Here is a 25,904-nt window from a genome sequence, read left to right on the forward strand (position 1 = left end):
CGCATCTATATAATCAATGAATAACATTTGATATTCAGAAAACCTGATTCGCAACAGGCAAAGACGCCTCTTAGATTTGGATTCACTTTAGTGATGACGATCTAAGAGGCGTTTTTCGTTTTGTATCCGAGTTATTTCAGGGGTTCTGGACGAGAGGGGCTCTTATGGTAAGGGAACGTATGGCAAAGGAATGCATCAAATCAGCTTGTCCGTATTGTGGAGTGGGTTGTGGCGTAGAAATCAATCATAAAAAACAGATTGTAGGCGATCAAACCCACCCTGCGAATAAAGGCGCTTTGTGTGTTAAAGGTTCAGCGTTGGTGGAAAGCTTGGATATGCCATCTCGCTTACTTTACCCAAGAATTAAAGGTGAGCAAATAGGGTGGTCGAATGCGATTGAAGATATTGCAGATAAATTGCACCGCACTATCGAAAAATACGGATCTCAAGCGGTAGGTATGTATGTATCTGGTCAGTTATTAACAGAAGACTACTATGTTGCTAATAAGCTGATGAAAGGCTTTGTCGGTAGTGCCAATATTGATACCAACTCACGTTTATGCATGTCTTCAGCGGTTGCCGCTCACGTTCGCGCTTTTGGGGAAGATATCGTGCCAGTCAGTTATGAAGATATTGATCATACTGATCTCATTGTGATTGTTGGGGCAAATACCGCTTGGACGCATCCGATTTTATTTCGCCGTATCCAGCAAGCCAGAGAAGCCAATTCCAATGTGAAATTAGTGGTGATCGATCCGCGTAAAACCATTACTGCAGAACAAGCCGACTTACACTTACAAATTGAAAATGACGGTGATGTGCCATTATTTAATGGACTCTTGCATTACCTTATTCAAAATGAAGTTATTCAAGAGTCATTTATTGATCAATATGTTAATGGCTTTGATGCGCTCAAATCCGCTCTATCAGAGTCAAATCACTCTATTGATGTTATTAGTCAACAACTAAAGCTAGACCCTGTTTTAATTAAAACCTTTTATCAATGGTTTGCCCAATCACCAACCGCAATGACGCTATTTTGCCAAGGAGTGAATCAATCTGAATCCGGTACCGATAAAGCCAACTGCATCATTAATGCACATTTGGTCACCGGGAAAATTGGTGTTCAAGGAAGTGGACCATTTTCAATTACGGGGCAACCTAATGCGATGGGAGGTCGTGAAGTCGGTGGACTGGCCAATCAATTGGCGGTACATCGCGGTTTTGACGATGAATCCATTCAGCAAGTTGAACAGTTCTGGCAAGCACCAAATATTGCGACCTCACCAGGCTTAAAAGCCATCGATTTATTTAACGCGGTTGAACAAGGTGAGATCAAATTCTTGTGGATCATAGCGACCAATCCCGCCGTTTCCATGCCGAATTCTGAGCAAGTAAGACGCGCTTTAGCTGTGTGTGATTATGTGGTGGTATCTGATATTACGTCTCATACTGATACAGCTAAATTTGCCGATGTACTTTTGCCTGCTGCCGGTTGGGGAGAGAAGCAAGGCATGGTGACCAACTCCGAGCGTTGCTTGACCAGACAGCGACAATTTGCCACACCACCTGGAGAAGCCAAACCAGATTGGTGGATGTTATCTGAAGTGGGTAAAACGTTATGCCAAAAATTCGGTGTGACCTCTGGCTTTGAGTTTGAATCTGCAGCAGATGTCTTTCGGGAATATGCGGCACTTTCTGGTATCAACCGAGATAGTCATTTTAAATTCGATTTATCCAGCTTAAGTCAACTTAGTGATGAAGAGTATGCCAATTGGCAACCCCAAGCTTGGCCTTTAAATGGTCAGCCTGTGTTACAAGATAAGCAAAGCCAAACATTGGTTTTTCCAACCAAAAATGGCAAAGCGAACTTGGTACTTGCCGATGAGATCAACACAACTCATCACAGTGAAAATGTTTGGTGGATGAATAGTGGTCGTCAACGAGACCAATGGCATACCATGACCCGTACTGGGCATATTAGCCATTTAGCTGCCAGTGAGTTGGAGCCTACTCTCTATCTCAACCCGATTGCTGCAGAGCAAGCTCAATTGCCCGTAGGTACCCTAGTGAGTATTAATAATTGGACCAATATTCAAAATCTGAATAGTAGGACTAATCAAGAAAATCACTTAGTCGCTCGTTTGGCCGTTGATGCAGGATTGACCCAAGATCAAGCTTTTATGTCGATGCATTGGGCAGGACAGTTTGGGGGGAAAAGCCAAGTCAATACTAGCTTAGCTAGCTTAGCTGATCCTCATTCTGGTCAACCAGCATTTAAATCACAACGTGTGAGTATTACCGCTTTCCCTGTTAGCCATTATGGATTATCTGTCGGGTTGGATTTTAGTGATGGTGAACATTCAGAAGTAAATTGGTCTTATAAAAGCTTGCAACATGTAGACTTTAACCAAACACGTTCCAATGCTTTGTACCAACAAGGGGTATGGCGGTTTGCCGATACTAACGCAATCACCAAGTCGGAGATTCAACGCCTTGTTCAACGACAATATCCAAATAGTCAGTATTTAATATTAGATCAACAAAATTCATGGTTAGTCGTGGTCTTGGTGTCTAAAACGGTGATCGGCATGGTGATGATTTCAAGTCAGCCGATAGAATTGCAAGCCGAAGCATTGCAACCTTTTATTAGAGAAAAATTTAATCTAGGTGGCTTGTTATCTGTATTGAGTGCCAAAGGCGGGCAGGTGAGTAAATTGGTGTGTAGCTGTTTTCGAGTGACTGAACAAGATATTCTCGAACAGTTGGAACAAGCGCCAAATATGGGGCTAAGAGAGCTACAAAATATATTAAGTTGTGGCAAAAATTGTGGTTCATGTCTTCCAGAAGTCAAAGGTTACTTATCTCAATCGATTGATGTTGTATCGATAACCCAATAAACCTCAGTTGAAGTGAATAAACCAAAGCTCAATAGACGGAAGGTCAATAGAGCTTAGAATTACACAAGGAAGTGTACGATGAACAATCAAATTATAAAGCATAGTCGTAAGATAAATCACTCTATCGAAAGGTTTAAAATACCGAAAGACATTCGTCATTTAACGATGGAAAAAGCTCAACCATCGGGTGCAGATAAAAAGGGAAAAGTGCTTTTGGTGGGGGCAGGGCCTAACGATCCAGAACTATTGACCATTAAAGCTTATCAAGCTATTCAAAAAGCCGATGTGGTGGTGTTTGACCGCTTGGTTGGTCATGACATTCTAGACTTAATTCCTGAGCATTGTGAACAAATTTATGTAGGTAAACGTTGTGGTCAACCAAGTTTAAAGCAAGATGAAATAAATCAGATCTTGATTGAACAAGCTGAGCAGGGTAAGCGAGTGGTTCGCTTAAAAGGCGGCGATCCTTTTATCTTTGGTCGTGGTGGTGAAGAAGCCTTGGCTTTGATTGAGCAAGGTATTCAATATGATGTGATTCCCGGTATTACCGCTGCGATAGGTTGTGCTGCTTCTGCGAAAATTCCGCTGACTCATCGTGGCGTCTCTCGCAGTGTGACTTTAGTGACAGGGCGCATTATGGAGGGAGCATTCAATTCATGGTCAGGCTTGGTGAGTTCGGGGCAAACTGTGGTCTTTTATATGGGGCTTGAACAGGCACAATCTATTCAACAAGGCTTACTATCTTCAGGTTTAACTTCAAATACTCCAGTAGCCATTATCGGTAATGGGTGCAGTGCCAAGGAAACAACGTATATTACAACTTTAGATGAATTACCCATGCTGGCGATAAGTTTAAAAGGGCTAACACCAGCGCTTATTGTTGTGGGGGAAGTGGTTGCCTTACGTGATGAGTTAATGGCTGAATTAAAAGAAAATGCAAACCTACCACTTTAGGGTTATTTTGTTGTTTTTTCAGCAGTTTTTTATGTGATAGGCATGTATGTTGCTTTGTATTAAAGATTGATATTAGACTATTGCAAGGATGCAACGTCATGGCTCAATCTTTATTCGATTCCCAATCTTTATTAATTACGAAAAACACACCATTGATTATCTGCTGTGATAACACTGAACAGCAGGTAAAATTGTGTGCTCAACTGGCACAAGATTTTGAAGATATTACAGCATGCTCATTGAAGCAACTTCCTGAACGGGTGCAAAACCAACCTAGTGCTTGTCTTATCATGGCTTGGCAAAAACCTTGTGCTGAGCTTGTGTGTGTCATCGAATTCGCCGATAAAAAATCAATTCCTCTTTTATTGTTAACTCAACAACTTAATCACGATGATGCTCATTATCTTGTTGGGGGAAATAGCTATGTATTATTGCCTCTCTCGACGGAAGGAAGCTTGGTGGGATGGGTTCAATATGCGAAAAATGTACGATTAAATGAGATCAAACAAACCCAAACAATCCAAAAATTACACCAAAAGTTAGAAGACCGAAAATACGTTGATCAAGCCAAAGGTTTGTTAATGAAGCTGCATCATTTAGATGAACAGCAAGCCTATCAGGCCCTTCGTACATCCGCGATGAAAAATAGCCAAACCTTGGGTCAGGTGGCTAAAAACCTTATTGCAACATTAGAAAATATTAGCCTTTAATCTATCCCCAAGGCACTTGGGGATAAAACATGCACAAATTATATGGATATAACTAGTGCAAACTTGCACCATAAAAAATCAAAAATGATTGATAGTCGTTGTGGTATTGCATAACTATATGAAAAATATAAATACTTTAAGTTGGCATGCAAATTGAATTGTTTTACTTATAACAAAAATAGAAGTTAAAAAATCGATGAAGTGAGCTATCAATGGCGGTAGGTCAATCATCAACGAATACATAGCAAAGGCGCTAGCGATCTTAGGATCGGTAGCGCCTTTTTTATTGACAAAATGTAGACAGGGAGTCGTACATGAAGAAAACACTTTCATTGCTTGCCGTTGGAGTTTCACTCGCTTTTAGCCCGATCACACAAGCTAAAGTGACGATTGGAGAGCCAGAAAAAGAAGATCTAACCTTTGGTTTTATTAAGTTAACCGATATGGCGCCACTTGCTGTCGCGTATGAAAAGCATTACTTCGAAGATGAAGGCTTGTATGTATCATTGCAATCTCAAGCCAACTGGAAAGTATTACTTGACCGAGTGATCGATGGTGAGCTTGATGGCGCACATATGCTTGCTGGTCAACCGATTGGTGCAACTATTGGTATCGGCACCAAAGCCGATATCATCACCGCTTTTAGCATGGATTTAAACGGTAATGCCATCACCGTTTCAAATGATGTTTGGGAGCAAATGAAACCAAGCTTAGCAAAAGATGCCGATGGGAAAATAGCTCACCCGATTAAAGCGGACTCATTAAAGCCTGTGATCCAGCAATACAACAGTGAAGGTAAGCCTTTCAAAATGGGGATGGTTTTCCCTGTCTCAACTCACAACTATGAATTGCGCTATTGGTTGGCCGCTGGGGGGATTAACCCTGGTTTTTATGCACCGGATAAAGGAGATAACAGCGGAACATTACAAGCAGATGCTTTGCTTAGCGTGACGCCGCCGCCACAAATGCCAGCCACGATGGAAGCCGGTACGATTCATGGTTACAGCGTAGGTGAACCTTGGAACCAACAAGCGGTATTTAAAGGCATTGGTGTTCCTGTGGTGACTGATTATGAGATCTGGCAGAACAACCCTGAGAAAGTCTTCGGCGTTTCAAAACAATGGGCAGAAAAATACCCAAATACTCACTTACGAGTGGTTCGCGCTATGATCCGAGCAGCTTATTGGTTAGATGAAGAAAACAACAAAAATCGTCACGAAGCGGTTGGCATTTTGGCACGTAGCGAATACGTCGGAGCCGATAAAGCAGTCATTGCCAACTCAATGACGGGCACCTTTGAATATGAAAAAGGCGACAAGCGTGAAATCCCTGATTTCAACGTCTTCTTCCGTCATAACGCGACTTACCCATATTACAGTGATGCCGTTTGGACGCTGACACAAATGCGTCGTTGGGGGCAAATTTCTGAATATAAACCGGATTCTTGGTACATGGATATCGCGAAAAAAGTCTATCGTCCAGATATCTATAAGCAAGCAGCTCAATCATTAATTGATGATGGTACGTTTAAAGCCTCTGATTTCCCTGAACTTAACTCCAGCGATGGCTTTAAAGCGCCTCAAAAACATTTTATCGACAACATTACCTTCGATGGTAAGCACCCTAATGCCTATTTAGAAAAGTTCTCAATCGGTCTGAAAGATAAAGAAACCATCTAGTTATCTGCCGCTGGGGCTAATTATCTATATAGGTTAATCAGTAGCGATAAGAATCTAAAAGAAATTCAAGGAAGAAAAGTTATGTCGAATTCAGCAGTCATATCACCCAAAAAGAAGAACAATGTTTTTTCATTATTGCCATACAACTCAAGCCAGGCTTCGATTTCTCAAGCGAAAAAGTGGTTACTACCTGTCGTGGGGATTGTGGTGTTCCTTTTAATGTGGAGCTTAGCCGCTAAACAAGTGCAAACATCGCTAGGAACCTTGCCAGGGCCTTATGAAACAGCTCAGCAGTTTTCTGGTTTAGTGGATGAGCATTTTGCTAGTCGTGAGAAAGAGCAGGCTTTTTATGATCGTCAAGACGCACGTAATGAAGCCAAGCTTGCCAAAGATCCGACTGCTGAAGTACGTATTCGACCTTATACCGGTAAAGCAACGTTCTTTGATCAAATTGCTACCAGTTTATTGACAGTTGCTGCGGGCTTCTTGTTGGCAACGGTGATTGCGATCCCTGTTGGAATAGTGTTAGGGCTAAATCAATCTTTATACCAAGCGTTTAACCCTGTGATTCAACTACTTAAACCGGTTTCACCATTAGCTTGGTTACCAATTATCACTATGGTGGTGAGTGCGACTTATGTGAGCGATGAACCTATGTTTGATAAAGCTTTCATCAACTCATTATTGACGGTATGCCTGTGTTGTATTTGGCCAACATTGATTAACACTACCGTTGGGGTAAACAGTGTTGATAAGGATCTGCTGAATGTGAGCAAAGTACTGCGTTTGTCTTGGTGGCAACATGTAAAAACCATTGTTTTGCCTTCTGCGGTTCCGATGATTTTTACTGGTTTACGTTTGTCGATTGGTATTGCTTGGATGGTATTGATTGCAGCGGAAATGCTGGCGCAAAACCCAGGCTTAGGAAAGTTTGTATGGGATGAATTTCAAAATGGTAGTTCAGATTCATTAGGCCGCATCATGGTGGCGGTAATTGTGATTGGTTTTATTGGCCTACTGTTCGATAAGGGCATGTTGTTACTACAGAAAAAAATCTCATGGGATAAGAAACAAGAATTGAGATAACTCTGTGTCATTTAACCACCAACATGTTTTAACAATAATCTTCAGGATGGAGAAAATAAGATGAATGTAGCGGAAGCATTAAAAATCAATGAGCAGTTAAAAGAAGACGAAATTCTTCCGGAGAATAAATACTACCGCCCGATGGTCGAGTTAACCCGACTAGGCATGCGATTCCCAACACCTAAAGGCGAGTTTATCGCACTAAAAGGGGTGGATTTAACGATTAAAAAAGGCGAATTCGTGTCACTGATTGGGCACTCTGGTTGCGGTAAATCTACCGTACTTAATTTAGTGGCGGGTCTGACTCTGCCAACCGATGGTGGCGTAATTGTGGATAGCCGCGAAGTCGATGGCCCGGGGCCAGAACGCGCAGTGGTGTTTCAAAACCACTCACTATTGCCTTGGCTTACTGTTTATCAAAATGTGGAACTAGCAGTAAAACAAATTGCTCATAAACAACAGAAAGGAAAAGCGTGGATCAAAGAGCAAACTGACCACTATTTGTCCCTTATTCAAATGCAGCATGCGGCAGATAAAAAACCAGATGAGATTTCTGGTGGTATGAAGCAACGTGTGGGGATTGCCCGTGCGTTAGCTTTGCAACCGAAAGTACTATTGATGGATGAACCTTTTGGCGCACTAGATGCATTAACTCGTGCTCATTTACAAGATTCATTAATGAAAATTCAAGCTGATCTAGGCAACACCATCATTATGATTACTCACGATGTGGATGAGGCAGTATTGCTGTCTGACAAGATTGTCATGATGACTAACGGCCCATCTGCCACCATAGGGGAAGTATTGGATATTCAGTTAGATCGTCCAAGAAACCGTGTGGAATTAGCCAACGATCCACAATATCAAGGCTATCGCCAGTCGGTATTGAAGTTCTTATATGAGAAGCAATTGCACCCAACACCTCAATCCGAGCCGCCCGCTTCAACACCATCTAAACCAACGTCCTCTAAACCAAACAGTGCGAAAGTGACCTTCGCCTCTGATATTAAACGCGCATAAGGAGTATGCCATGAATAATTTAATGAGTCGTTCGCCAAGCAGTAAGCAAAACTTGGTTATCGTTGGTAATGGTATGGTTGGGCATCACCTTGTTGAACGTTTAGTGGAAGCCAATGCCACCGAGCATTACACCATTACCGTGATTGGTGAAGAGCGCTTTGTTGCTTATGATCGTGTTCATTTATCATCAGTATTTTCCGGTCAAAGTCACCAAGATTTATTACTAAGTAGTGAAGAATGGTACCAACAAAATGGTATTCGTTTAATTTTAGGTAGCAAAGTCACCACACTTGATACCAGTAATCAACGGTTAGTGATGGATGATGAAGATGTGTTGGCGTATGACAAACTAGTACTATCAACCGGTTCTTATCCTTTTGTGCCGCCGATTGAAGGGAATGATCGTGAGCAATGTTTTGTTTATCGAACGCTGGATGATTTAACTGAAATTCGCCAAGCCTGTGAAAAGTCGAGTTCTGGTGCAGTGATTGGTGGCGGTTTACTTGGACTTGAAGCTGCCAATGCATTGCGTTTGTTAGGAGTAGATACTCATGTCATTGAGTTTGCACCAAGACTCATGCCAGTCCAGTTAGATGCTGGAGCCAGTGGGGTGTTGGAAGAGAAAATTAAAGCGCTCGGTTTACATGTTCATTTGGATACTGCGACTACCTCGATTACCGATGGTGAAACCGCGAAACATCGTTTGAATTTTAAAAATGGCGAATATATTGAAGTGGATGTACTGGTTTTTTCCGCTGGTATTCGTCCACAAGATGCCTTAGCGCGTCAGGCAGGATTGGCAATTGGTGAGCGTGGCGGCATTGTGATTAATGATGATTGCCAGACTAATGATCCCAACATTTATGCCATTGGTGAATGTGCTTTGTGGGAACAAAAGATTTTTGGTTTGGTTGCGCCTGGCTATCAAATGGCACGTGTAGCTTGTGGCAGCTTATTACAAGCGTTTGCTATCCCAACACAAAGCTTTAAAGGTGCGGATATGAGCACTAAATTAAAGCTGCTTGGTGTTGATGTCGCTTCGATTGGTGATGCACAAATGATCACCCAAGGTGCACAAGAGATGGTACTGCAAGACACGGTTGCAGGCAGTTATAAAAAGCTGGTGGTTAATGCGAAGGGGGATAAATTATTAGGCGCTATTTTGGTTGGTGATAACACCGATTACGACGCTTTGTTGCAATGCTACCTTAATGATACGCCACTACCAGATCATGCCGCTCACTTATTATTTGATACATCGATGTTGTCAGGTGAGGTTTCAGATAACGCGCTGATTTGCTCTTGCCATAACGTAACTAAAGGTGACTTGGTAGAAGCTATCCATGCGGGCAGTCATGACTTAGCTTCACTGAAATCTTGTACTAAAGCAGGTAGTGGTTGTGGTGGTTGTAGCAACATGGTTAAAACTGTGCTGGATAATGAATTGGCTAACATGGGAATGGAAGTCAACAACCATGTTTGTGAGCACTTTGAATATTCTCGCCAAGAACTTTTCCATTTATGCCAAGTGGAAGAAATTAAAGACTTCAATACTTTACTTTCCGAACATGGCCACGGGCTAGGTTGTGATTTGTGTAAACCGACAGCGGCTTCTATCTTTGCATCACTTTGGAATGAACATATTTTGGATCCTATCCATCATAGCTTGCAAGACTCCAACGATGCTTTCATGGCCAATCTACAAAAAGATGGTTCTTACTCGATTGTTCCGCGTATCGCTGGTGGAGAAATTACCCCAGATAAGCTGATCGCATTAGGGGAGGTTGCCAAGAAATATGATCTTTATACCAAGATCACCGGTGGTCAACGTGTTGACTTATTCGGTGCGCAAATGGGGCAATTACCGGATATTTGGGAAGAACTGATTAAAGCGGGTTTTGAAACTGGCCATGCCTACGGTAAATCATTACGTACTGTGAAATCTTGTGTCGGTTCTACTTGGTGTCGTTACGGTGTTGATGATTCTATTGGCCTGGCGATTGAACTTGAGAATCGTTACAAAGGTTTGCGTTCACCACATAAAATCAAAATGGCAGTTTCAGGGTGTACTCGCGAATGTGCCGAAGCTCAAAGTAAAGATATTGGTGTGATCGCTACTGAAAATGGTTGGAACTTATATGTGTGTGGTAATGGTGGTATGCGACCACGTCATGCTGATTTATTTGCTGTCGATCTAACCAAGGAGCAATTGATCCAATATATCGACCGAGTGTTAATGTTCTACGTTAAAACGGCCGACAGATTGCAACGTACTTCGGTATGGCTAGAAAACCTAGAAGGTGGTCTTGAATATTTACAACAGGTCGTGCTCGAAGACTCTTTAGGTTTAGGAGAGGCTTTAGAAGAACAAATGCAGTTAGTGGTCGATACCTACCAATGTGAATGGAAAACTGCGGTTGAGAACCCACTTAAACGAGCCAAATTCCGTCCATTTATTAATAAAGAAGAAGGAGAGTATGGTGTACCGATGACTTATCAACGAATTCGTGAACAACGTATTCCTGCAACCTTTATTGATGCGACAGCTACACAATCGGAATTGATGGTTAGCATGGATGAGAAACAACCAGAAAAAGTAGGAGCTTAATTATGTGGCATAAAGTATGTGAATTAAATCAATTGAATGCTTACTTAGGTACAGGCGCCATGGTGGACGATCAGCAAGTTGCTTTATTTTATTTACCATCAGATCAAAAACAAACGTCTGAACAAGTGTTTGCGATTGATAATTGGGATCCAATTGGTAAAGCTTTTGTGCTGAGCCGAGGTATTGTCGGTGATGTTAAAGGTACACCGTGTGTGGCATCGCCTTTGTATAAGCAACATTTTGATTTACAGAATGGGCAATGTGTCGAACAGCCGGAAATCCAGGTGAAAACTTGGCAAGTGAAGGTGGAACAAGAAGCAGTTTGGATTAGTCGTTAATCTGTTTTATTTTCGTTGCTCGTAATTCGATATTTTTCCAATTACGAGCAACGGTAGATAATTTACTCGCTACTCGCTACTCGCTACTCGCTACTCGCTACTCGCTACTCGCTACTCGCTACTCGCTTTAGGCTGCGTCATTCTTAAACTACTGACAATGGCTGCAACAGTGGCAAAACTTGCCGCTAAAATTAAAGAAGCATGGGTCCCGTTATCGTGGAACATATTAAACATTAATGCCACTAATGCTGCACCTGTGCTTTGACCAAACAAGCGTGCCGTACCCAGCATGCCACTGGCGCCACCACTACGATTACGCGGTGCAGATGAAATAATGGTGTGGTTATTTGGAGATTGAAATAAGCCAAAACCGGCACCACATAATATCATTGGTACGATAATATTTAAGTCGGTTGGACTTGCCGGCAGCATTACCAAGATGAATAAACCAAGCGCCATAATTGCCATACCAATCCCACCTAATAACCCTGCGTGAACACGTTCAATTAAATAACCTGATAATGGTGCCATCACCATAGTGGCGAGTGGCCAAGGCGTTAGTAATAATCCCGTTTCAACTTCGGTTCTACCTAGTACTGATTGTAAAAAGAAAGGTAATGAGACCATTGCAAGCATTTGGGCACAGAAGGAACAAATAGAGGTACACATCGAAAGTGAAAAAATAGGAATTCTCAATAAGTCGATCGGTAACAATGGAACGGTAAGGGTTAATTGACGACGGATAAAGAAGAAGCCAATAACCGCAACGGCAAGTAATTCAGCTGTGATTAAGGTGGCAGATTGACCTTGTGAAAAGCCACTAATCGCTGAAATTAATAAACCGAAAGTCAGTGCATTCATAATGGCACTTGGAATATCAAAACGTTGCCCAGCGGATTTTTCTTGGTTAGGGGGTAGGAATTTAATTGCAAAAAACAGTGCAATAATACCTATAGGAACATTGACTAAAAATAACCATTTCCACGATGCAATAGAAAGAATGGCGGCGGCTACTGTTGGTCCGGCTGCTGCCGAAACAGCGACAATAAATGAGTTAATCCCCATTCCTCGTCCCAAAAATCGTTTGGGATAAATCAGCCGGATCAAGGCAACATTCACACTCATAATAGCTGCGCCACCAAGCCCTTGTAATACACGAGCGAAGGTCAGCATTTCGAGTGACGTTGATAGAGCACAAAATAGAGAGGTGCAACAAAATACCCCTAAACCTACTTGATATACACGACGAAAACCGACCATGTCACCGATAAATGACATAGATAACAATGAGATTATAATGGCAATTTGATATGCGTTGACCACCCAGATAGATTCGGCAGGGCTAGCATTAAGATCGGATGCAATAGTTGGTAGAGCAACATTGGCAATAGCGCCATCAAGTACTGCCATTGTGATGCCAAGAGCAATAGTAATAATAGCGCCTAATCTCTGTGGGTTAGCTAGACCATCTTGAGTTGATGTATTCATTTTAACAGGAAAACTGGAAAGGGATTAAAGACATATCTTGTAACATAGAAGCCGTTATTCTACGAGAAAAAATTAAACTTTTAGATCTAAGTCTAGTCAATAATATGGGAAAATCATTCATTTAAAGTTGTTTGTTTTTTTACTTTATTCGACTGGTAATGTGTCAGTTTGCGATAAAACATTTTTTAATTAAGAGGTTGATGTGGTATCTCAATATCCAGTATATGTTCGTTTAGTCTTCATTTGGTTAGGTTTAGCGGTCGTTCCTAGTTGGTTACTGCTAACAGGCCAACAAGTGTTTCCTTGGATAGACTTATCGGGTTGGCTAGCAAGTTTACTTTATGCGCTTACCTCAACAGGCACGGCTCCATACGCAATCTTAACCGTCGTTGTATTTTGGGCGTTTAGCTTTAAGTTTATGAACAAACTTCATTGGCAAAAAATGGTACTTGCCACTTTGTTTGGCTTAACGATTAGCTTTGTGCTTAATCATGGTTTGAAATCATATTTTGAAGAACCAAGACCAAATTTTACTTGGCTTAGTCAGCAAGCTAATTCTCCTATTAATTTAAGTACTTTCTATCAACAAGAAGACAAACAACGCAGTGCAAATGTTGAATTAGCATTGCAGCAATACCGCAGTGAATCCGATCCTCAACAATTAAACACTAATCCACCACTTAATGTGTCTAATAGCTTGCAACATCACTGGGTACATGAAGTAGGCTTTGCTTTTCCTTCTGGTCACACTATCTTTGCGATTACTTTAACTTTAATCGCCAGTTATTATTTGCTTCTTTCTGGCGCAACAAGCTTAAATATAATGGTGTTTTTATGGGGCTTAAGCATGGGAACCAGCCGTATGTTATTAGGAATGCATTGGCCACAAGATGTCTTTGCCTCAACTTGCCTCGCCGCCATCATTAGTGTGCTGAGCGTTGTTGTTATTGAGAAGGTTTGGGGAAGATTTAAGTTAACTAAGTATGCGAAGTAGTAGCTTATTTTCTCTAACCGTAACTTCTACTTGTGCTTAACTGACGGCTTTCGTTACACTGCAAGTCGCATTTAAATACTAGGAAAACTGTAAATGAAAAAGTTAATTCCGTTTATCGCCTTATTATTGACCGCTAATGTGTATGCTTCTGGGGTTGACCTGAAAGCGACGATGAAAGAAATGAAAATTGAATTCAATCACGCCGCAAAAGCGCAGAATATTGACGAAATGAAAGCGCCTGTTGAAAAGCTGACTGTACTAGTAAATCAAGCTAAACAAGGCACTTACTCTCCAGAAAAACAACAATTGTACTTGGAAGGCTTTAATAAATTAACCACGACACTAGATAGCGTCGAGACGCATCTTGATGCTGGCGAATTTGAGCAAGCCAAGGAAGAATTACGCCAAGTCGATGATCTTCGTGTTGAATATCATGACAAACGTAATCCAAGTATTTGGAGTAAGTTGTTCGGCTAAAATGAATAAAATCGGGTCAGATCTTCTTTTGCCAGAATGAAAGATCTGACTTGGCTAACCATTTAATTATCTAAAGATGTAACGCCTCCCCAATCACGTTCCTGGTTTCCGTCATGACGACTTGACTGGATAGGTCTTAAACTCATTCATTCCCCAAAGTGAGTCAGCGACTGCATGAACCATTACTCTTCATACCATCATTTGAAATATTTTTTCTAATACAGAGCAAGGGGATAATCTGCCTGTGAGAAATATAGATATTTGGAACCTTAGCACTTTCATAGCTATAGACTTTATGCAATCTGTTTGATTTCAATAACAACCTTTCCAATTTTGTTGTGCTAGCATCGGAAGCATAATTTTAATTTGCTCAGAGGAGAAATGCATTGGCCAGACAAGGAAGTGGTTTAAGGACGGCTATAAAGGTTGTTAAAGCTATAGATAGGGTCAACAAACAAGCCGCCCGCGAAGCTCAGCGTAGAGAGAAAGCTCGGCAACGAGCTGAAGCTCAAGCACTTAGAGAGCATGAAAGAGGTGTGCGTGAAGCTCAGCGAGAATTAAAGCGGCAAGTAAGACAGCAACAATCCGCAGCAAAGCAAGCATTTAAAATTGCGCTATCAAATGCAAATGAAGAATACCAAGATCGCTGTGAAGAACGAGCCGCCCTTAGAAAGCAATTCATACAAGAGGTTTTAAGGTAAACAATGGATAATAATTTATTGATATTAGCAGTCATATCTTTGTTAGCAGTTTTGCTGACCTATATAGTGACGAAACGCTCTGCGGATAAAAAACTTGGACAGTACAATTCAATTGATGAAGCGTTAACGAAATCCAAAGAAGAGCACGAGACATTAAAGAAAGCAAATGAATCACTACAGCAAACTACTGAGATAGCAAAGCAGACACTTTCCAAAATTAACTCTGAAACTGCCGACCTACAAGCTTTGAAAGGACAAGATGACTCTCTTAAAGTTAGTATTTTAGAACAGCAACAGTTTCTTGATACGGCCCAAAACTCTCTAAATGAACTTAATGCCAATATTGAAAAAGGCGAGCTAAATCTGAACGAGATAATGGGTGGGATAGACTTGTATTCACGACTCGATGAATATACTGCTCATGGTCATTTTGAAATGCCACAATACCTCTACGAAACATCAACTCGCTATTCTGAAGAGATCAAAGACATACGGCAGCAACAAAAAGACATGATTAAAACGAAGACCGCAGTCACTTTCCCAGAAACGACCGTTATTTCTAATGATAAGTCTTTGAATAAAAAAATCCTCAATGGTCAAGTTAAGCTAATGTTAACTGCGTTCAATATTGAATGTGACATGCTTATTGGCAAGGTTTCTCCAAGTTCATTTGGTCGTACGCTGGAACGAATCGAGAAACTAGCAAACAATCTAGAAAAGTTGGCTGCGACACTGGAGTGTGGCTTTGATATTGACTACATCGAACTAAAATTCGAAGAATGTAAGCTCCAGTATCAATATACCCTGAAGAAACAGGAAGAAATTGCCGAGCAGAAGCTCATCAAAGAGCAAATTCGTGAAGAGCAGAGAGCAATAAAGGAGTTTGAAAAAGCTATTGCTGAAGCTGAGAAAGAAGAAAAAATGTATCGAAATCTTCTTGAAAAAGCTCAGCAAGAGCTTGCTCAAGCTAATGAACAAGAACGTAGTGAAATGGAACAAAGAATAGCCATTCTAGAGCAGCAATTGGCCGAAGCGGAAGCCAAAGAAGAGCGTGCTAAGAGTATGGCGGAACAAACTCGTAAGGGCCATGTGTATGTGATAAGTAACATTGGTTCCTTTGGCGAAGATGTTTACAAGATAGGTTTAACGCGCAGGCTAGAGCCTATGGACAGAGTTAAAGAGCTTGGTGATGCCAGTGTACCATTCCCATTTGACGTACATGCCATGATTTATACTGATGATGCACCTGCACTCGAAACAGCTTTGCATCGTGAATTTCATTCTCAACGTGTTAATGCAGTTAACCTTCGCAAGGAGTTTTTCAGTGTCGATCTAGAGGAAATTAAAGATGCCGTTGAAAAGATCGCTGGAGTAGATGCTGAGTTCAAAATGACCGCTCTGGCGGAAGACTATTACGAAAGCCTCCGTCTTAGTGATGCCGCATGATTTAACAGTTTTGTCCCTCTTCGAGTCAGCCAGATCAGTGCTGGCTCACCTTTGCCCCATTCTTAGTTAGGATTGGAATCTTTCTCAATATATTAACGTATCCTTCCCTGAGGTAAATCGCCCTTCTGTCTCGTTCTGTGTGTTTATACAGTTATAATTCAATTTTTTGAGTAATAAGCGATTTTGTGTGAAAGCGAGAACTTATGCTTAGATGTGATTTGATAGACTTCACTATAACGTATTGTTAATTAAAGATAATGTATAAATATTGACGGTTCACCCCTGTCACAACTGGCTTGCTAAACCCAGTTATCGCTTTCTCCATCGCCTAAAATAGGCTAAATACTTTTAAAAAAACATTATTAGAGTATCTTATGGCAATAAATGAGTTGATTAGCAGCGATCGTGTATAAAAACTATTGGGGTTTACCCTAGTTTATTGCTAATACACTGTTAGGCTGCCAAAGTTGGCAAGGATAGATTGTGCGAAAATCTGATAGACTTTTTCAGCTAACCAATATTCTGCGTAGGAACCAACCAATTACTGCAAAACAATTGGCTGAGCGTTTGACGGTATCTGAGAGAACTATTTATCGCTATGTTGACGATTTATCTCTAGCTGGAATACCCATTTATGGTGAGCCTGGTGTTGGATACCGCTTGTCAGAGGGGTTTGAATTGCCTCCTTTACAATTGTCGTCGGGTGAGCTGGAAGCTCTGATTGTGGGAGTGAGCCTCACTGCATCTTTGACTGGAGAGAAATTTGCTGCGTCAGCGCATTCTCTCTTGTCCAAAATTGAAGCTGCATTGCCGAATGAATCACAGATGATTGCTCATGAAGACAGAGTGATTAGAGTGTTAGCAAACCACCGTCAATCCGAGGTATATCTGGTGTGGGGAAAAGTCCATGCAGCTATAGCATCAGGATGTTGGCTGAGGATCACTTATAAATCGCTCTCGGAGGCTGTGACGGAAAGAACAGTATTTCCTCTGGGGCTGTTTTATTGGGGCGGTAAATGGACACTAGGCTGCTGGTGTGAACTACGTGGCGATTATAGAGACCTCAGAGTTGACCGCATAACCAAAATAGAGCTCGGTAAACAGGCTGGTATTTTGCCTGAAGATGTTTCTTTGTCAGCATACATTGCATGCAGAAGTTCGTCTATTGACTGACACGGTGGTGTCAGTAGTAATGCCTTACAGTTGGTATTCAATCCAATAAAAGAGGCACTGACATGATAAAGAATGGCAATATGGATAGCATTGGCGGCATGGAGTTTGCGACGTTCAGACTTAAAGAAGGCGTGACAGAAGCAAAATTAGTAGAGCTGTCGAATCAAGTAGAATCCGAGTTTCTTAGCCGGCAAGAGGAGCTCATCCTCCACTTTCTGGTTCGTGGAACTGATGGTATCTATGCAGATGTGGCCATTGCCTGTTCGCAGGAAAAAGCTGAGGAGTATTGTCAGCAATGGCTAGGTAACGCAGTGGCACTAAAATACTTAGATCTTCTTGAAAAAGAATCTGTAAACATGACGTTCTGGACGAGAATTAACTAAAAGCCTAACAAAAAGCTGCACAGGAAGCCAAAAGCTTCGCTTTTGTCTCCTGTGAGCCTGGCGTTACTTTCCCATACATCAACTAATCCGTAATTTACTAAATTAGTAAGATCTAATCGATAACTCAAAAATGTCCAAAACGAGTTTGTTTCTTTATCTAAGTCATACTCTAGGTTTTGACTATTCTAAAACCTGTCATTCTGGAAATGAGGAACGAATTATCCGGAATCTCTTACACTAATGAAACATACATGAAAGCGAGATCCCGCATCTTCTTGCTTAGGCTCATGTGCGAGATGACAGGGCCGGATCGATTCATTTATGTTTCAAGTTGGTTTCAATCTTTGAAGTATGATTATAAAGCTTATATTACAGCACAACCCCAACCTATAGCTTCACAATAAAAAACACCCCATTGTTCAAATATCAATGGGGTGTTTGATTTCTGGCTTTGCTTAGTTTTATCTACAGCTTAGCGATCTCATCTTGTTTGTTATTTGGTTTTTTCTTGCTTTGCTTTTCTGCTTGCTTGATTAATTTCAGCAAGGTTTGAGTGTCATAATCTTGCTGTTGAGCGCTATATAAGCTTGCCATCAATGCGTTGATCTCTAACTGAATACTGTGTTTGATATCAGCTGCTATATCTGGATTTTGAGCTTGCCACTGAGTAAAAGTACTTTGAATTTTTGCACCATCTTTGGACTTAATTGAATCAACGAAGCTATTTGGTTGTACTTTGCTTGGCGTTATTTCCTCAGCTGTTGCTTGAGGTTGTTTACGCTTTTGCTGTACTAATAATGCCAGTGTTATAAGCCATAAAATGGCAAATAGGGCTGTAGTATATGGCCAAAAACTCGCGTTAGTTATATTGGCAGTCGATGTGGTTTGAGGTTCAGTCGATTTATCACTTTCGATTGCGTTCGCAGTACTTTCTGGCTGTACGTTTATCGTTTGTGATGTTGGTGGAGCATTTTCATCAACTTTAGCTTTTAGAGTTATACCATTTACTTTGGCGGTTTCTGCTTGGTTAGCTTTTGAGTTCCACCAAGGTACACTAACCGATGGTAATGTAATCTCACCAGATTTTTTCGGCATGATAACTTGCTTTAATGTCATGACAGTATTACCAGATTTATCTTGGCCAAACTTTGGTTTTTCGCTGTATACACGCACCGAATTTGGATAGTCAATTTTAATGTCAGGCAAACTTTCTGCGCTAACATCTTGTACGACTAAGGTGATAATTCGGGTAATAGGTTGACCAACTTTTGCTTCTATCTCGTTAGATGAATCTAGCATGTTACCTTCACTGTCTTGCCAGCCTTGTTGCAATGTTAGTGATTGGGTAGGTAACCATGCGCCTTGATACGAAGTTGGCTTTTCTTTCACTGTTAAGGTGATCGGGTCTGATTGCACATCGACCGGTACAATACGACGGGCCCCGGTTGTGCGACTGACACTAATCACAGAAGCTTGTAGGCGAGTGGGAATAAGCTTATGTGTTCCAGATTGTTCGGCAGTCACTCGATAGTCTTGTTCTACTACGGTAGTTTCGATGCCATTAATGATCTTTTGATATTGGTTAGGTTGGCCGACAGGCTCGATGTTTAAGCCATCACCTGAAGGTGGTGTGAGTTTGGTGTTTTGCAAACCACGTGGGTCGGTTTTCACTAATAAGCGAGAAGTGAAAGTTGCCATCTCTTTTGGGTATAAAGTGGTTTTGGAAATGCTGTCATCAAAGCTAATTAGGTCGCTTTGTTTTGGTGTGCTTGGATCTTTGCTTACATGTAAGGTAATAGGATCGGTTTTAACGCCATTAATTTCAAAGCTTGGAATGATCACGTTACCGGATTTATTAGTCGCAAGGCTGATGTTCCATTCGCTTCTTAATGTGACTTTGCCATTGATGCTGTAACGTGATGAACCAAATTGTACAGTGCCTTGAGTGAAGTCTTTATCTAGTGCGCTTGGGTCGAAATCTTCTCGGTGAGCCGCACCCATATACGCGACTTGCAAGTTAAATACTTCATTGGTACTTAAACGGGTTTGTGAGACGGAAGCGGTCGCCTGTATATCATTGGCAAATACACTTTGGCTTATCGCAAGTGACATTAAAACAATGCTAAATAGGGCGAATTGTTTATGGTAAGCACACTTTAGTTTTGAGGCGCTTAGTTGAGACAATAGTTGAGAAAAAATTGAATACATTGTGTTTTCCATTAGTCGAATTACCATTGCTGACCGTTAGATTTTGGTTGCGGATTTTGCTGGGCTTCAAGTGCCATTTGAGCCTGTAATAAACGCCTTGCATCATCTGGAATCTGTTCTAGCTTATTGAGTTTTGGGTCAACGTCGATCGTATTACTCGTTGGGTTGTTTTTATCTTGCTGACTTGCTGCCATCGCTTGCTGTTTTTGCTGCTCATCTTTTTGTTTTGATTGCTGTTGGGCTTGCTCTTGTTGTTTAGAGTTTTCTTCACTGCTTTGCTGAGAGTTACTTTTCTGCTCTTTATTCTTATGGTCTTGTTTGCTTTGCTCAGATTGATTCTGATTTTGTTGAGAATCTTTATTCTGGCTTTGAGTTGATTTGTTTTGTGATTGATCGCTTTGTGACGAATTATCTTGAGCGTTGTTTCCTTTCGATTGTTGATTTTGTTTATCTTGTGACTTTTGATCTTTAGACGGCTGATCTTGAGAGCTTTGGTCGTTGTTTTGCTTATTGTCTGGTTTGCTATTTTTATCGTCTTGGTTTTGTTGTTGATTTTCCTGGTGTTGATTTTCCTGCTGTTGCTGTAGAGCTTTGTTAACAATCTCTAGGTTTTTTTTCGCATCAACATGATTTGGATTGGTTTTTAAAATATTTTCATAACCTTGTTTAGCTTGCTCTAGCTGGCCGGCTTGGGCTTGTGCGTTGGCTAAGTTGTAGCGAGAGTCTTCATCTTGTAAACCTTGCAGAGATTGAATTGCCGCTTGGTAATTACCAGCCTGATATTGTGCGGCACCTTGCCATGCTCGATTTTTAAATTGAGCCGCTGCTTTGGCATAATCTTTGGTTTGATAAGATTGGTAGCCTTGCTGGTCTGGGGTTTTAAATACCGATGACAGTTCAACATCAGATTCAGGCATCGCCTTTGGCTGGGCTTCTTGTGCCGCGAAAGCATGTTGAGGTTGCAACAAAGGTAGGCTGATTAATAGCGCTAGGCTGAAAATTCCACCACGGCGAAATGCGCCAAGAGCAAAAATAAGCAAGATGGGTAATAGCCAAAAACCATTATTAATATGTACTTCCAACTCTGGCGATTCTTTGTTTTGTTTGCTGGTTTTTAATTCCACATGATTGAGGGCTTGGGTAAGTATTTGAATATCGGCATCATCGCTACGAAGTGCAGTATAAACACCGTGATTTGCTTGAGCTAATGATTGCAGCGCATTGATATCAGCTTTCGCAACAACGGTGACACCATCATGGGTAAACATATCACCATTTGGCAGACGAATAGGTGCGCCTTGTGCAGTGCCAACCGACATCACCGATAAGTTCCAATTGGTGCCTTTGAGTTGGGTTGCGATGTTTTCTGATTCAGCAGAGCTTAATCCATCAGCAACTAAAATAATGTCACCTTGTTGGTGGCCAGCTTGAGTTAACATATCAATGGCTTTTTTCACTCCAGCACCGGCGTTACTACCATGGTTTGGCATGATATCGGGAGATAAGTTTAGAATTAAATTCTTCAGTGTGTTGGCATCATGAGTTAATGGGCTGATCATATAACCATCGGCCGAGTAGGCGACTAGCCCTGTGGTGCCTTCTTTTAATGCTGGCAGTAAATCCATGACCTTGTAGCGAGCTTGAGTTAAGCGGTTGGGGGCAAGATCGGTGGCATACATAGATAAAGTCATGTCCATTACAATCACTCGCGCATTGTTCACGGCAAAGCTCGGAACCTGCTGTTTCTGAAAGCTTGGGCCTGCTAGAGCGATGATGGTAATCAACCAAGCAGATAGTAATACACCTACTACTGAGCTGTGTGTTTTGGCTTGGTTTAGCCCCAATTGTTGACTTAAATGGTTGGCTATTAAGCTCGTGGTTTTCGGTTTTCGATACAACCATACGCTAAGTAATATGGCCGGAATGATAGTGTATAACCAAATAGGGTTAAGGAATTGGAAATCAGACATGTCGTCTCCTTAATACGGCAAGGATAAATGACAGAATCAACGCTAAAGCAAGCGGGTAAGTGAACCACTCAGTTTGCGGCCGCCAGGATTGAGTTGCATTACTGACGGGTTGTAATTGGTTGATGGTGTTGTAAATTTCGTTCAACTCTTTTTGATCGCGAGCGCGGAAATATTGACCGCCAGTCATTTGTGCAATTTGAGTAAGCGTTTTTTCATCTAAGTCTTGAGCAGTATTCACCGTACGGCTACCAAAGAAGCTATCGACTTGTAACTCACCAGCACCGACGCCAACGGTATAAATGATGGCGTGATTTTCTTTGGCGATATTAGCCGCTTCAATTGGATCAATTACACCTGCGGTGTTACTGCCATCACTGAGTAGTACGATTACACGTTGCTCAGCTTCACTTTTGATAAAAGTTTTAGTCGCAATGCCTAAGCCTTCACCAATTGCGGTCTGAGTACCTATCATATTTAACTGAGCACGATTTAATTGTTGTAATACGGTGGTGCGATCTAGCGTCAGTGGTGTTTGCAAATAGGCATGATCGGCAAATAGAACCAACCCCAAGCGATCCCCTTTTCGCTTGGTAATGAAATCAGTTAATACTTGTTTTACAGCCGTTAAGCGGTCGATATAGCCTGAAGGCGAATTCATATCTTCTTGTGCCATCGAACCGGATAAGTCGACAACTAGCATCATATCGCGATGTTTCGGCTGAAATTCGACAGGCTTGCCATACCATACTGGCCTTGCTGCCGCTGTGACTAATAATAGCCAGATAATGATAGCGAGAGCTTTAAGGGCAATATGTTGTTTTTGTTGAACAATGCCTTCTGTTGGCAGGGTAGGTAAAACAATGGCCGCTCTAGGTTGGTGAGCAGGGGCAAAGAAGTACACAATCAAAGGCAGTGGTAAGGCGAGAAACACCCACACCCAATGAAATTCAAACATCGTCTTTGGAACCTTTATCTGTTGGGTTTTGAATTTTTGATTCAAGTTTGTTGAGAATTCGCTCTTTTTCAATTAATGACTTTGGTGCTTGTCGTGCTTTTGGTGATTGGTTAGCAGGACGAACGGCTGAAACTACACCGTCATTAAGATCAGTCGCCGATTGCTTAAATGCTTGTTGAGCGGCTTTGATTTTCTTTTTGCTTGGCGGAAGCGATTGAGTGATCCACTCTTCTACTTGTTTATACAATTGGTCTGCAAGCTCTTGAGAAACTTCTTGTTTTTTATATAAAGCCGTTTGCCAATCTTGTTGGTTAGCCTGGAAATTGTTTTTATTTGATGGATGTTGCTCATCTAAAAAAGTGTACCAGCGTTCACCGTGTAAACTGGCAAGCATCGGTCTTGGATAGTAAGACAAACAGACTTGGCGAAGTAGGTCATTGGCGGTAGCGACTTTTTTCTGGCCTTGTTGTTTATTGCTATTTTGCGCCAACAGCCGTAGTGCGGCCTTTTTTGCTAAACGTCGCTTTTTATAACGAGAGGCGATAGTTAATGCAATGATGATCGCCAAGATGAGGATAGCCGCGCAAGCCCACCATCCCCAAGCAATAGGCCATAAACCAGGCTCTGCCGGTAGATGTAATGGTGCTAAAGGAAGCGTTTGAGATCCCGACTCAGATAAAGTCGGTTGAGCTTGTGATATCGCAGATAAAGGAGCGTTATTCATTGATATTTCCTGAAATTGGTGCTGATGATGAAGACGCACCTAGTTGAGATAATAAAGGTTCTGAGCATGATAAAGAACGCATTGGAATCGCGAGGCTTTTACCGATCTTCTCTATTTGATTGAGGTGTTCAATATAGCGGTTTTTTAGTTGTGTTCGGGTATTTTTTTGCCCGAAATTCAACCAACGAGTTTGTTCGCCGTTGCTAACATATTCACTGCCACGAAAATCGGTGCTGCCCATCTCAAGAGGATCAAATATATGAATAAATTGCAATCGGTTATGTTGTCTTAGTTGGTTCAACAGTGGTTTTCCGTCTAGATTTAACCGTTTAAAATCACTGATAAAAACAATATCACTGCCTTTGGGACACATGCGATGCAGAGTTTGAAGTACTTGCTGGAATGGTAATTCTTCAGCCGGTTTTGTATTGGTTTGTTGCTGGGCTTGAAGTTGTTTAATTGCCTCATTATTTAGCTGAACCAATTGATGACTTATATGCAACGCACCTTGTTGACGAGCGGTCGGTTTTAACTCAATCAGCCGGTCTCCCATATCAATTAGCGCGCCAATACGATCTTTTTGCTTTACCGCAAGCCAGCTTAATAAACTCGCGAGGTGCGCACATTGAACGGTTTTAAATAACAGTTGAGAGCCAAAACGCATGCTAGGACTAAGGTCTAAATATAAGATCACGGGCTGTTCGCGTTCTTCGGTAAACAGCTTAGTATGCGCTTTTCCAGTACGAGCCGTGACTCGCCAATCTATTGAGCGAATATCATCACCCGCTTGATATTGGCGAACTTCTGAGAAATTCATACCACGACCTTTTTGGCGACTAGTATGACTGCCGTTCAGTTGTGACCACAGGCTTTTACTTGGCGGTTGCCAATGTACCGTATGGCTTTTGTAGTACAGCAATTCTTTTAAGCTTAATTCTACGCCCGTGGCAAAAGGGGGTAACTTTTGCTCCATCATGCACTGCCAACCTGTGCGAGTAATTCTGCGATCACACGATTAGAGGTTATGCCTTCAGCTTGTGCCTGATAACTGAGTAATAGACGATGACGTAGAACAGGGAAGGCCATTGCTTGAACATCTTCAGGGCTAACAAAATCACGACCTGCAAGCCAAGCATGCGCACGAGAACAACGATCAAGAGCAATGGTGGCTCGTGGGCTGACTCCCATTTGTAACCATTCTGCTAACAATGGATTGTATTGTGATGGCTGACGCGTAGCCATGATCAAACGAATAATGTATTGCTCAACATTTTCTGCCATGTGGATCGAAAGTGCGGCTTGTCGAGCATCAAAAATGGTTTGCTGAGATAATTTGACCGGTTGATTTGCAAGTTGGCCTTGAGCTTCGCCGCGGTTAAGGCGCAAGATATCCAATTCACTTTCAGCATTTGGGTAGTCTACTTCAAGGTGAAGCAAGAAACGGTCTAGCTGTGCTTCAGGAAGAGGGTAAGTTCCTTCTTGTTCAATCGGGTTTTGGGTCGCCATTACTAAGAACAAGTCAGGTAATTTATAAGATTCACGTCCAACCGTAATTTGCTTTTCCGCCATTGCTTCTAACATTGCAGCTTGTACTTTGGCTGGTGCGCGGTTAATTTCATCGGCCAATATTAATGAGTTAAATATCGGCCCAGCTTGGAAGGTAAATTCTCCTGTTTCAGGGCGGAAGATATCCGTACCGGTTAAGTCGGCTGGTAAAAGATCGGGAGTAAATTGTACTCGGTGAAAATCGCCTTCAATACAATCGGCTAATACTTTAACTGCACGGGTTTTAGCAAGCCCTGGGGGACCTTCAACTAGAATGTGTCCGTCAGCAAGTAGTGCTACTAATAATTGTTTAACTAGTTCATTTTGGCCAATCACTTGAGAGTTCAAATATTGCTGGAGCTGGGCAAAAGTGTCCGAATGCATGGTCAAAATATCTCCTGATATGTTTATGAAAAGTCGTTGAATGACGAGTGTGACAATTTGTAACTTGAAGCTTTATGACCGCTAGAGAATGAAAAAGTTCTCCCTAGTTAAAAACTAAAAATAAGAGATTTAATTTAGATGTTTGATTTTTCGTCATAATA

Annotated in this window: 21 protein-coding genes; 14 read left to right on the forward strand and 7 right to left on the reverse strand. The window is 41.6% G+C overall.

Translation table 11 applies throughout. The features are described 5' to 3' along the window. Nucleotides 1-179 precede the first annotated feature (179 nt). From QQJ93_RS03090 to nirD, 8 genes are all read left to right on the forward strand, one after another. Complete coding sequence (locus QQJ93_RS03090) at nucleotides 180-2,900, forward strand: molybdopterin-dependent oxidoreductase (RefSeq protein ID WP_089124038.1); 2,721 nt, start codon at nucleotides 180-182, stop codon at nucleotides 2,898-2,900. A gap of 78 nt (nucleotides 2,901-2,978) precedes the next feature. Beyond that, entirely contained in the window at nucleotides 2,979-3,854 is an 876-nt protein-coding gene (gene cobA, locus QQJ93_RS03095; protein ID WP_089124039.1) for a uroporphyrinogen-III C-methyltransferase, read from the forward strand. A gap of 98 nt (nucleotides 3,855-3,952) precedes the next feature. Further along, nucleotides 3,953-4,564, forward strand: coding sequence for an ANTAR domain-containing response regulator (locus QQJ93_RS03100; protein WP_089124040.1), 612 nt, complete (start codon nucleotides 3,953-3,955; stop codon nucleotides 4,562-4,564). Nucleotides 4,565-4,878: 314 nt separating this feature from the next. Next, complete coding sequence (locus QQJ93_RS03105; RefSeq protein ID WP_089124041.1) at nucleotides 4,879-6,243, forward strand: CmpA/NrtA family ABC transporter substrate-binding protein; 1,365 nt, start codon at nucleotides 4,879-4,881, stop codon at nucleotides 6,241-6,243. Nucleotides 6,244-6,324: 81 nt separating this feature from the next. Then, nucleotides 6,325-7,329, forward strand: a complete 1,005-nt coding sequence (locus tag QQJ93_RS03110; RefSeq protein WP_162497288.1) for an ABC transporter permease — start codon at nucleotides 6,325-6,327, stop codon at nucleotides 7,327-7,329. A gap of 141 nt (nucleotides 7,330-7,470) precedes the next feature. Beyond that, nucleotides 7,471-8,349, forward strand: coding sequence for an ABC transporter ATP-binding protein (locus tag QQJ93_RS03115; RefSeq protein ID WP_089124537.1), 879 nt, complete (start codon nucleotides 7,471-7,473; stop codon nucleotides 8,347-8,349). Nucleotides 8,350-8,359: 10 nt separating this feature from the next. Then, complete coding sequence (gene nirB / locus QQJ93_RS03120; RefSeq protein ID WP_089124042.1) at nucleotides 8,360-10,957, forward strand: nitrite reductase large subunit NirB; 2,598 nt, start codon at nucleotides 8,360-8,362, stop codon at nucleotides 10,955-10,957. A gap of 2 nt (nucleotides 10,958-10,959) precedes the next feature. Next, nucleotides 10,960-11,295 carry a nitrite reductase small subunit NirD gene (gene nirD / locus QQJ93_RS03125; protein ID WP_089124043.1) on the forward strand — a complete coding sequence of 112 codons (336 nt, stop codon included), beginning with the start codon at nucleotides 10,960-10,962 and terminating at the stop codon, nucleotides 11,293-11,295. A 111-nt stretch (nucleotides 11,296-11,406) separates the two neighbouring features. On the opposite strand, the gene QQJ93_RS03130 is transcribed toward nirD, so the two are convergent. Beyond that, nucleotides 11,407-12,783, reverse strand: coding sequence for an MFS transporter (locus QQJ93_RS03130; RefSeq protein ID WP_089124044.1), 1,377 nt, complete (start codon nucleotides 12,781-12,783; stop codon nucleotides 11,407-11,409). A gap of 202 nt (nucleotides 12,784-12,985) precedes the next feature. Here QQJ93_RS03130 and QQJ93_RS03135 point away from each other — a divergent pair, with 202 nt between their 5' ends. The 6 genes from QQJ93_RS03135 to QQJ93_RS03160 all read left to right on the forward strand — a co-directional run bounded on the left by QQJ93_RS03135 (nucleotide 12,986) and on the right by QQJ93_RS03160 (nucleotide 17,957). After that, complete coding sequence (locus QQJ93_RS03135) at nucleotides 12,986-13,777, forward strand: phosphatase PAP2 family protein (RefSeq protein ID WP_089124045.1); 792 nt, start codon at nucleotides 12,986-12,988, stop codon at nucleotides 13,775-13,777. Nucleotides 13,778-13,870: 93 nt separating this feature from the next. Further along, complete coding sequence (locus QQJ93_RS03140; protein WP_089124046.1) at nucleotides 13,871-14,254, forward strand: cytochrome b562; 384 nt, start codon at nucleotides 13,871-13,873, stop codon at nucleotides 14,252-14,254. Nucleotides 14,255-14,640: 386 nt separating this feature from the next. Further along, nucleotides 14,641-14,955, forward strand: coding sequence for a hypothetical protein (locus QQJ93_RS03145; RefSeq protein WP_089124047.1), 315 nt, complete (start codon nucleotides 14,641-14,643; stop codon nucleotides 14,953-14,955). A gap of 3 nt (nucleotides 14,956-14,958) precedes the next feature. After that, nucleotides 14,959-16,401: an SNIPE associated domain-containing protein gene (locus QQJ93_RS03150; protein WP_089124048.1), complete on the forward strand. Its 1,443-nt coding sequence runs from the start codon at nucleotides 14,959-14,961 to the stop codon at nucleotides 16,399-16,401. Nucleotides 16,402-16,884: 483 nt separating this feature from the next. Next, the gene (locus QQJ93_RS03155) at nucleotides 16,885-17,574 is read left to right on the forward strand and encodes a helix-turn-helix transcriptional regulator (RefSeq protein WP_089124049.1); all 690 of its coding nucleotides are present in this window, start codon (nucleotides 16,885-16,887) and stop codon (nucleotides 17,572-17,574) included. A gap of 62 nt (nucleotides 17,575-17,636) precedes the next feature. Beyond that, complete coding sequence (locus QQJ93_RS03160) at nucleotides 17,637-17,957, forward strand: hypothetical protein (protein WP_089124050.1); 321 nt, start codon at nucleotides 17,637-17,639, stop codon at nucleotides 17,955-17,957. 465 nt (nucleotides 17,958-18,422) lie between these two features. Here QQJ93_RS03160 and QQJ93_RS03165 read toward each other — a convergent pair whose 3' ends face one another. The 6 genes from QQJ93_RS03165 to QQJ93_RS03190 are packed head-to-tail and all read right to left on the reverse strand — an operon-like array spanning nucleotide 18,423 to nucleotide 25,743. After that, the gene (locus tag QQJ93_RS03165; RefSeq protein ID WP_160117501.1) at nucleotides 18,423-20,165 is read right to left on the reverse strand and encodes a BatD family protein; all 1,743 of its coding nucleotides are present in this window, start codon (nucleotides 20,163-20,165) and stop codon (nucleotides 18,423-18,425) included. A 20-nt stretch (nucleotides 20,166-20,185) separates the two neighbouring features. Next, nucleotides 20,186-22,135 (reverse strand): vWA domain-containing protein, encoded by a 1,950-nt coding sequence (locus tag QQJ93_RS03170; protein ID WP_089124052.1) that lies wholly within the window; start codon nucleotides 22,133-22,135, stop codon nucleotides 20,186-20,188. After that, the gene (locus QQJ93_RS03175) at nucleotides 22,128-23,090 is read right to left on the reverse strand and encodes a vWA domain-containing protein (protein WP_089124053.1); all 963 of its coding nucleotides are present in this window, start codon (nucleotides 23,088-23,090) and stop codon (nucleotides 22,128-22,130) included. The genes QQJ93_RS03170 and QQJ93_RS03175 overlap by 8 nt, the downstream gene beginning before the upstream one ends. Then, nucleotides 23,083-23,814: a DUF4381 domain-containing protein gene (locus QQJ93_RS03180; protein WP_089124054.1), complete on the reverse strand. Its 732-nt coding sequence runs from the start codon at nucleotides 23,812-23,814 to the stop codon at nucleotides 23,083-23,085. The genes QQJ93_RS03175 and QQJ93_RS03180 overlap by 8 nt, the downstream gene beginning before the upstream one ends. Then, entirely contained in the window at nucleotides 23,807-24,787 is a 981-nt protein-coding gene (locus QQJ93_RS03185) for a DUF58 domain-containing protein (protein ID WP_089124055.1), read from the reverse strand. Before QQJ93_RS03185 ends, QQJ93_RS03180 begins: the two co-directional genes overlap by 8 nt. After that, complete coding sequence (locus tag QQJ93_RS03190; protein ID WP_089124056.1) at nucleotides 24,787-25,743, reverse strand: AAA family ATPase; 957 nt, start codon at nucleotides 25,741-25,743, stop codon at nucleotides 24,787-24,789. The genes QQJ93_RS03185 and QQJ93_RS03190 overlap by 1 nt, the downstream gene beginning before the upstream one ends. Between the last annotated feature and the right edge of the window lie 161 nt (nucleotides 25,744-25,904).

This window comes from Vibrio algivorus (genome assembly GCF_030161215.1).
In the GTDB taxonomy this organism is placed as follows: Bacteria; Pseudomonadota; Gammaproteobacteria; order Enterobacterales; family Vibrionaceae; genus Vibrio; species Vibrio algivorus.

Coding starts and splice junctions, on each gene's coding strand:
- QQJ93_RS03130 (WP_089124044.1), bottom strand. CDS start 12,783: ATGAATACATCAACTCAAGATGGTCTAGCTAACCCACAGAGATTAGGC.
- nirD (WP_089124043.1), top strand. CDS start 10,960: ATGTGGCATAAAGTATGTGAATTAAATCAATTGAATGCTTACTTAGGT.
- QQJ93_RS03110 (WP_162497288.1), top strand. CDS start 6,325: ATGTCGAATTCAGCAGTCATATCACCCAAAAAGAAGAACAATGTTTTT.
- QQJ93_RS03090 (WP_089124038.1), top strand. CDS start 180: ATGGCAAAGGAATGCATCAAATCAGCTTGTCCGTATTGTGGAGTGGGT.
- QQJ93_RS03105 (WP_089124041.1), top strand. CDS start 4,879: ATGAAGAAAACACTTTCATTGCTTGCCGTTGGAGTTTCACTCGCTTTT.
- cobA (WP_089124039.1), top strand. CDS start 2,979: ATGAACAATCAAATTATAAAGCATAGTCGTAAGATAAATCACTCTATC.
- QQJ93_RS03185 (WP_089124055.1), bottom strand. CDS start 24,787: ATGGAGCAAAAGTTACCCCCTTTTGCCACGGGCGTAGAATTAAGCTTA.
- QQJ93_RS03150 (WP_089124048.1), top strand. CDS start 14,959: ATGGATAATAATTTATTGATATTAGCAGTCATATCTTTGTTAGCAGTT.
- QQJ93_RS03175 (WP_089124053.1), bottom strand. CDS start 23,090: ATGTTTGAATTTCATTGGGTGTGGGTGTTTCTCGCCTTACCACTGCCT.
- QQJ93_RS03180 (WP_089124054.1), bottom strand. CDS start 23,814: ATGAATAACGCTCCTTTATCTGCGATATCACAAGCTCAACCGACTTTA.
- QQJ93_RS03115 (WP_089124537.1), top strand. CDS start 7,471: ATGGTCGAGTTAACCCGACTAGGCATGCGATTCCCAACACCTAAAGGC.
- QQJ93_RS03140 (WP_089124046.1), top strand. CDS start 13,871: ATGAAAAAGTTAATTCCGTTTATCGCCTTATTATTGACCGCTAATGTG.
- QQJ93_RS03100 (WP_089124040.1), top strand. CDS start 3,953: ATGGCTCAATCTTTATTCGATTCCCAATCTTTATTAATTACGAAAAAC.
- QQJ93_RS03170 (WP_089124052.1), bottom strand. CDS start 22,135: ATGTCTGATTTCCAATTCCTTAACCCTATTTGGTTATACACTATCATT.
- nirB (WP_089124042.1), top strand. CDS start 8,360: ATGAATAATTTAATGAGTCGTTCGCCAAGCAGTAAGCAAAACTTGGTT.
- QQJ93_RS03165 (WP_160117501.1), bottom strand. CDS start 20,165: ATGTATTCAATTTTTTCTCAACTATTGTCTCAACTAAGCGCCTCAAAA.
- QQJ93_RS03160 (WP_089124050.1), top strand. CDS start 17,637: ATGATAAAGAATGGCAATATGGATAGCATTGGCGGCATGGAGTTTGCG.
- QQJ93_RS03190 (WP_089124056.1), bottom strand. CDS start 25,743: ATGCATTCGGACACTTTTGCCCAGCTCCAGCAATATTTGAACTCTCAA.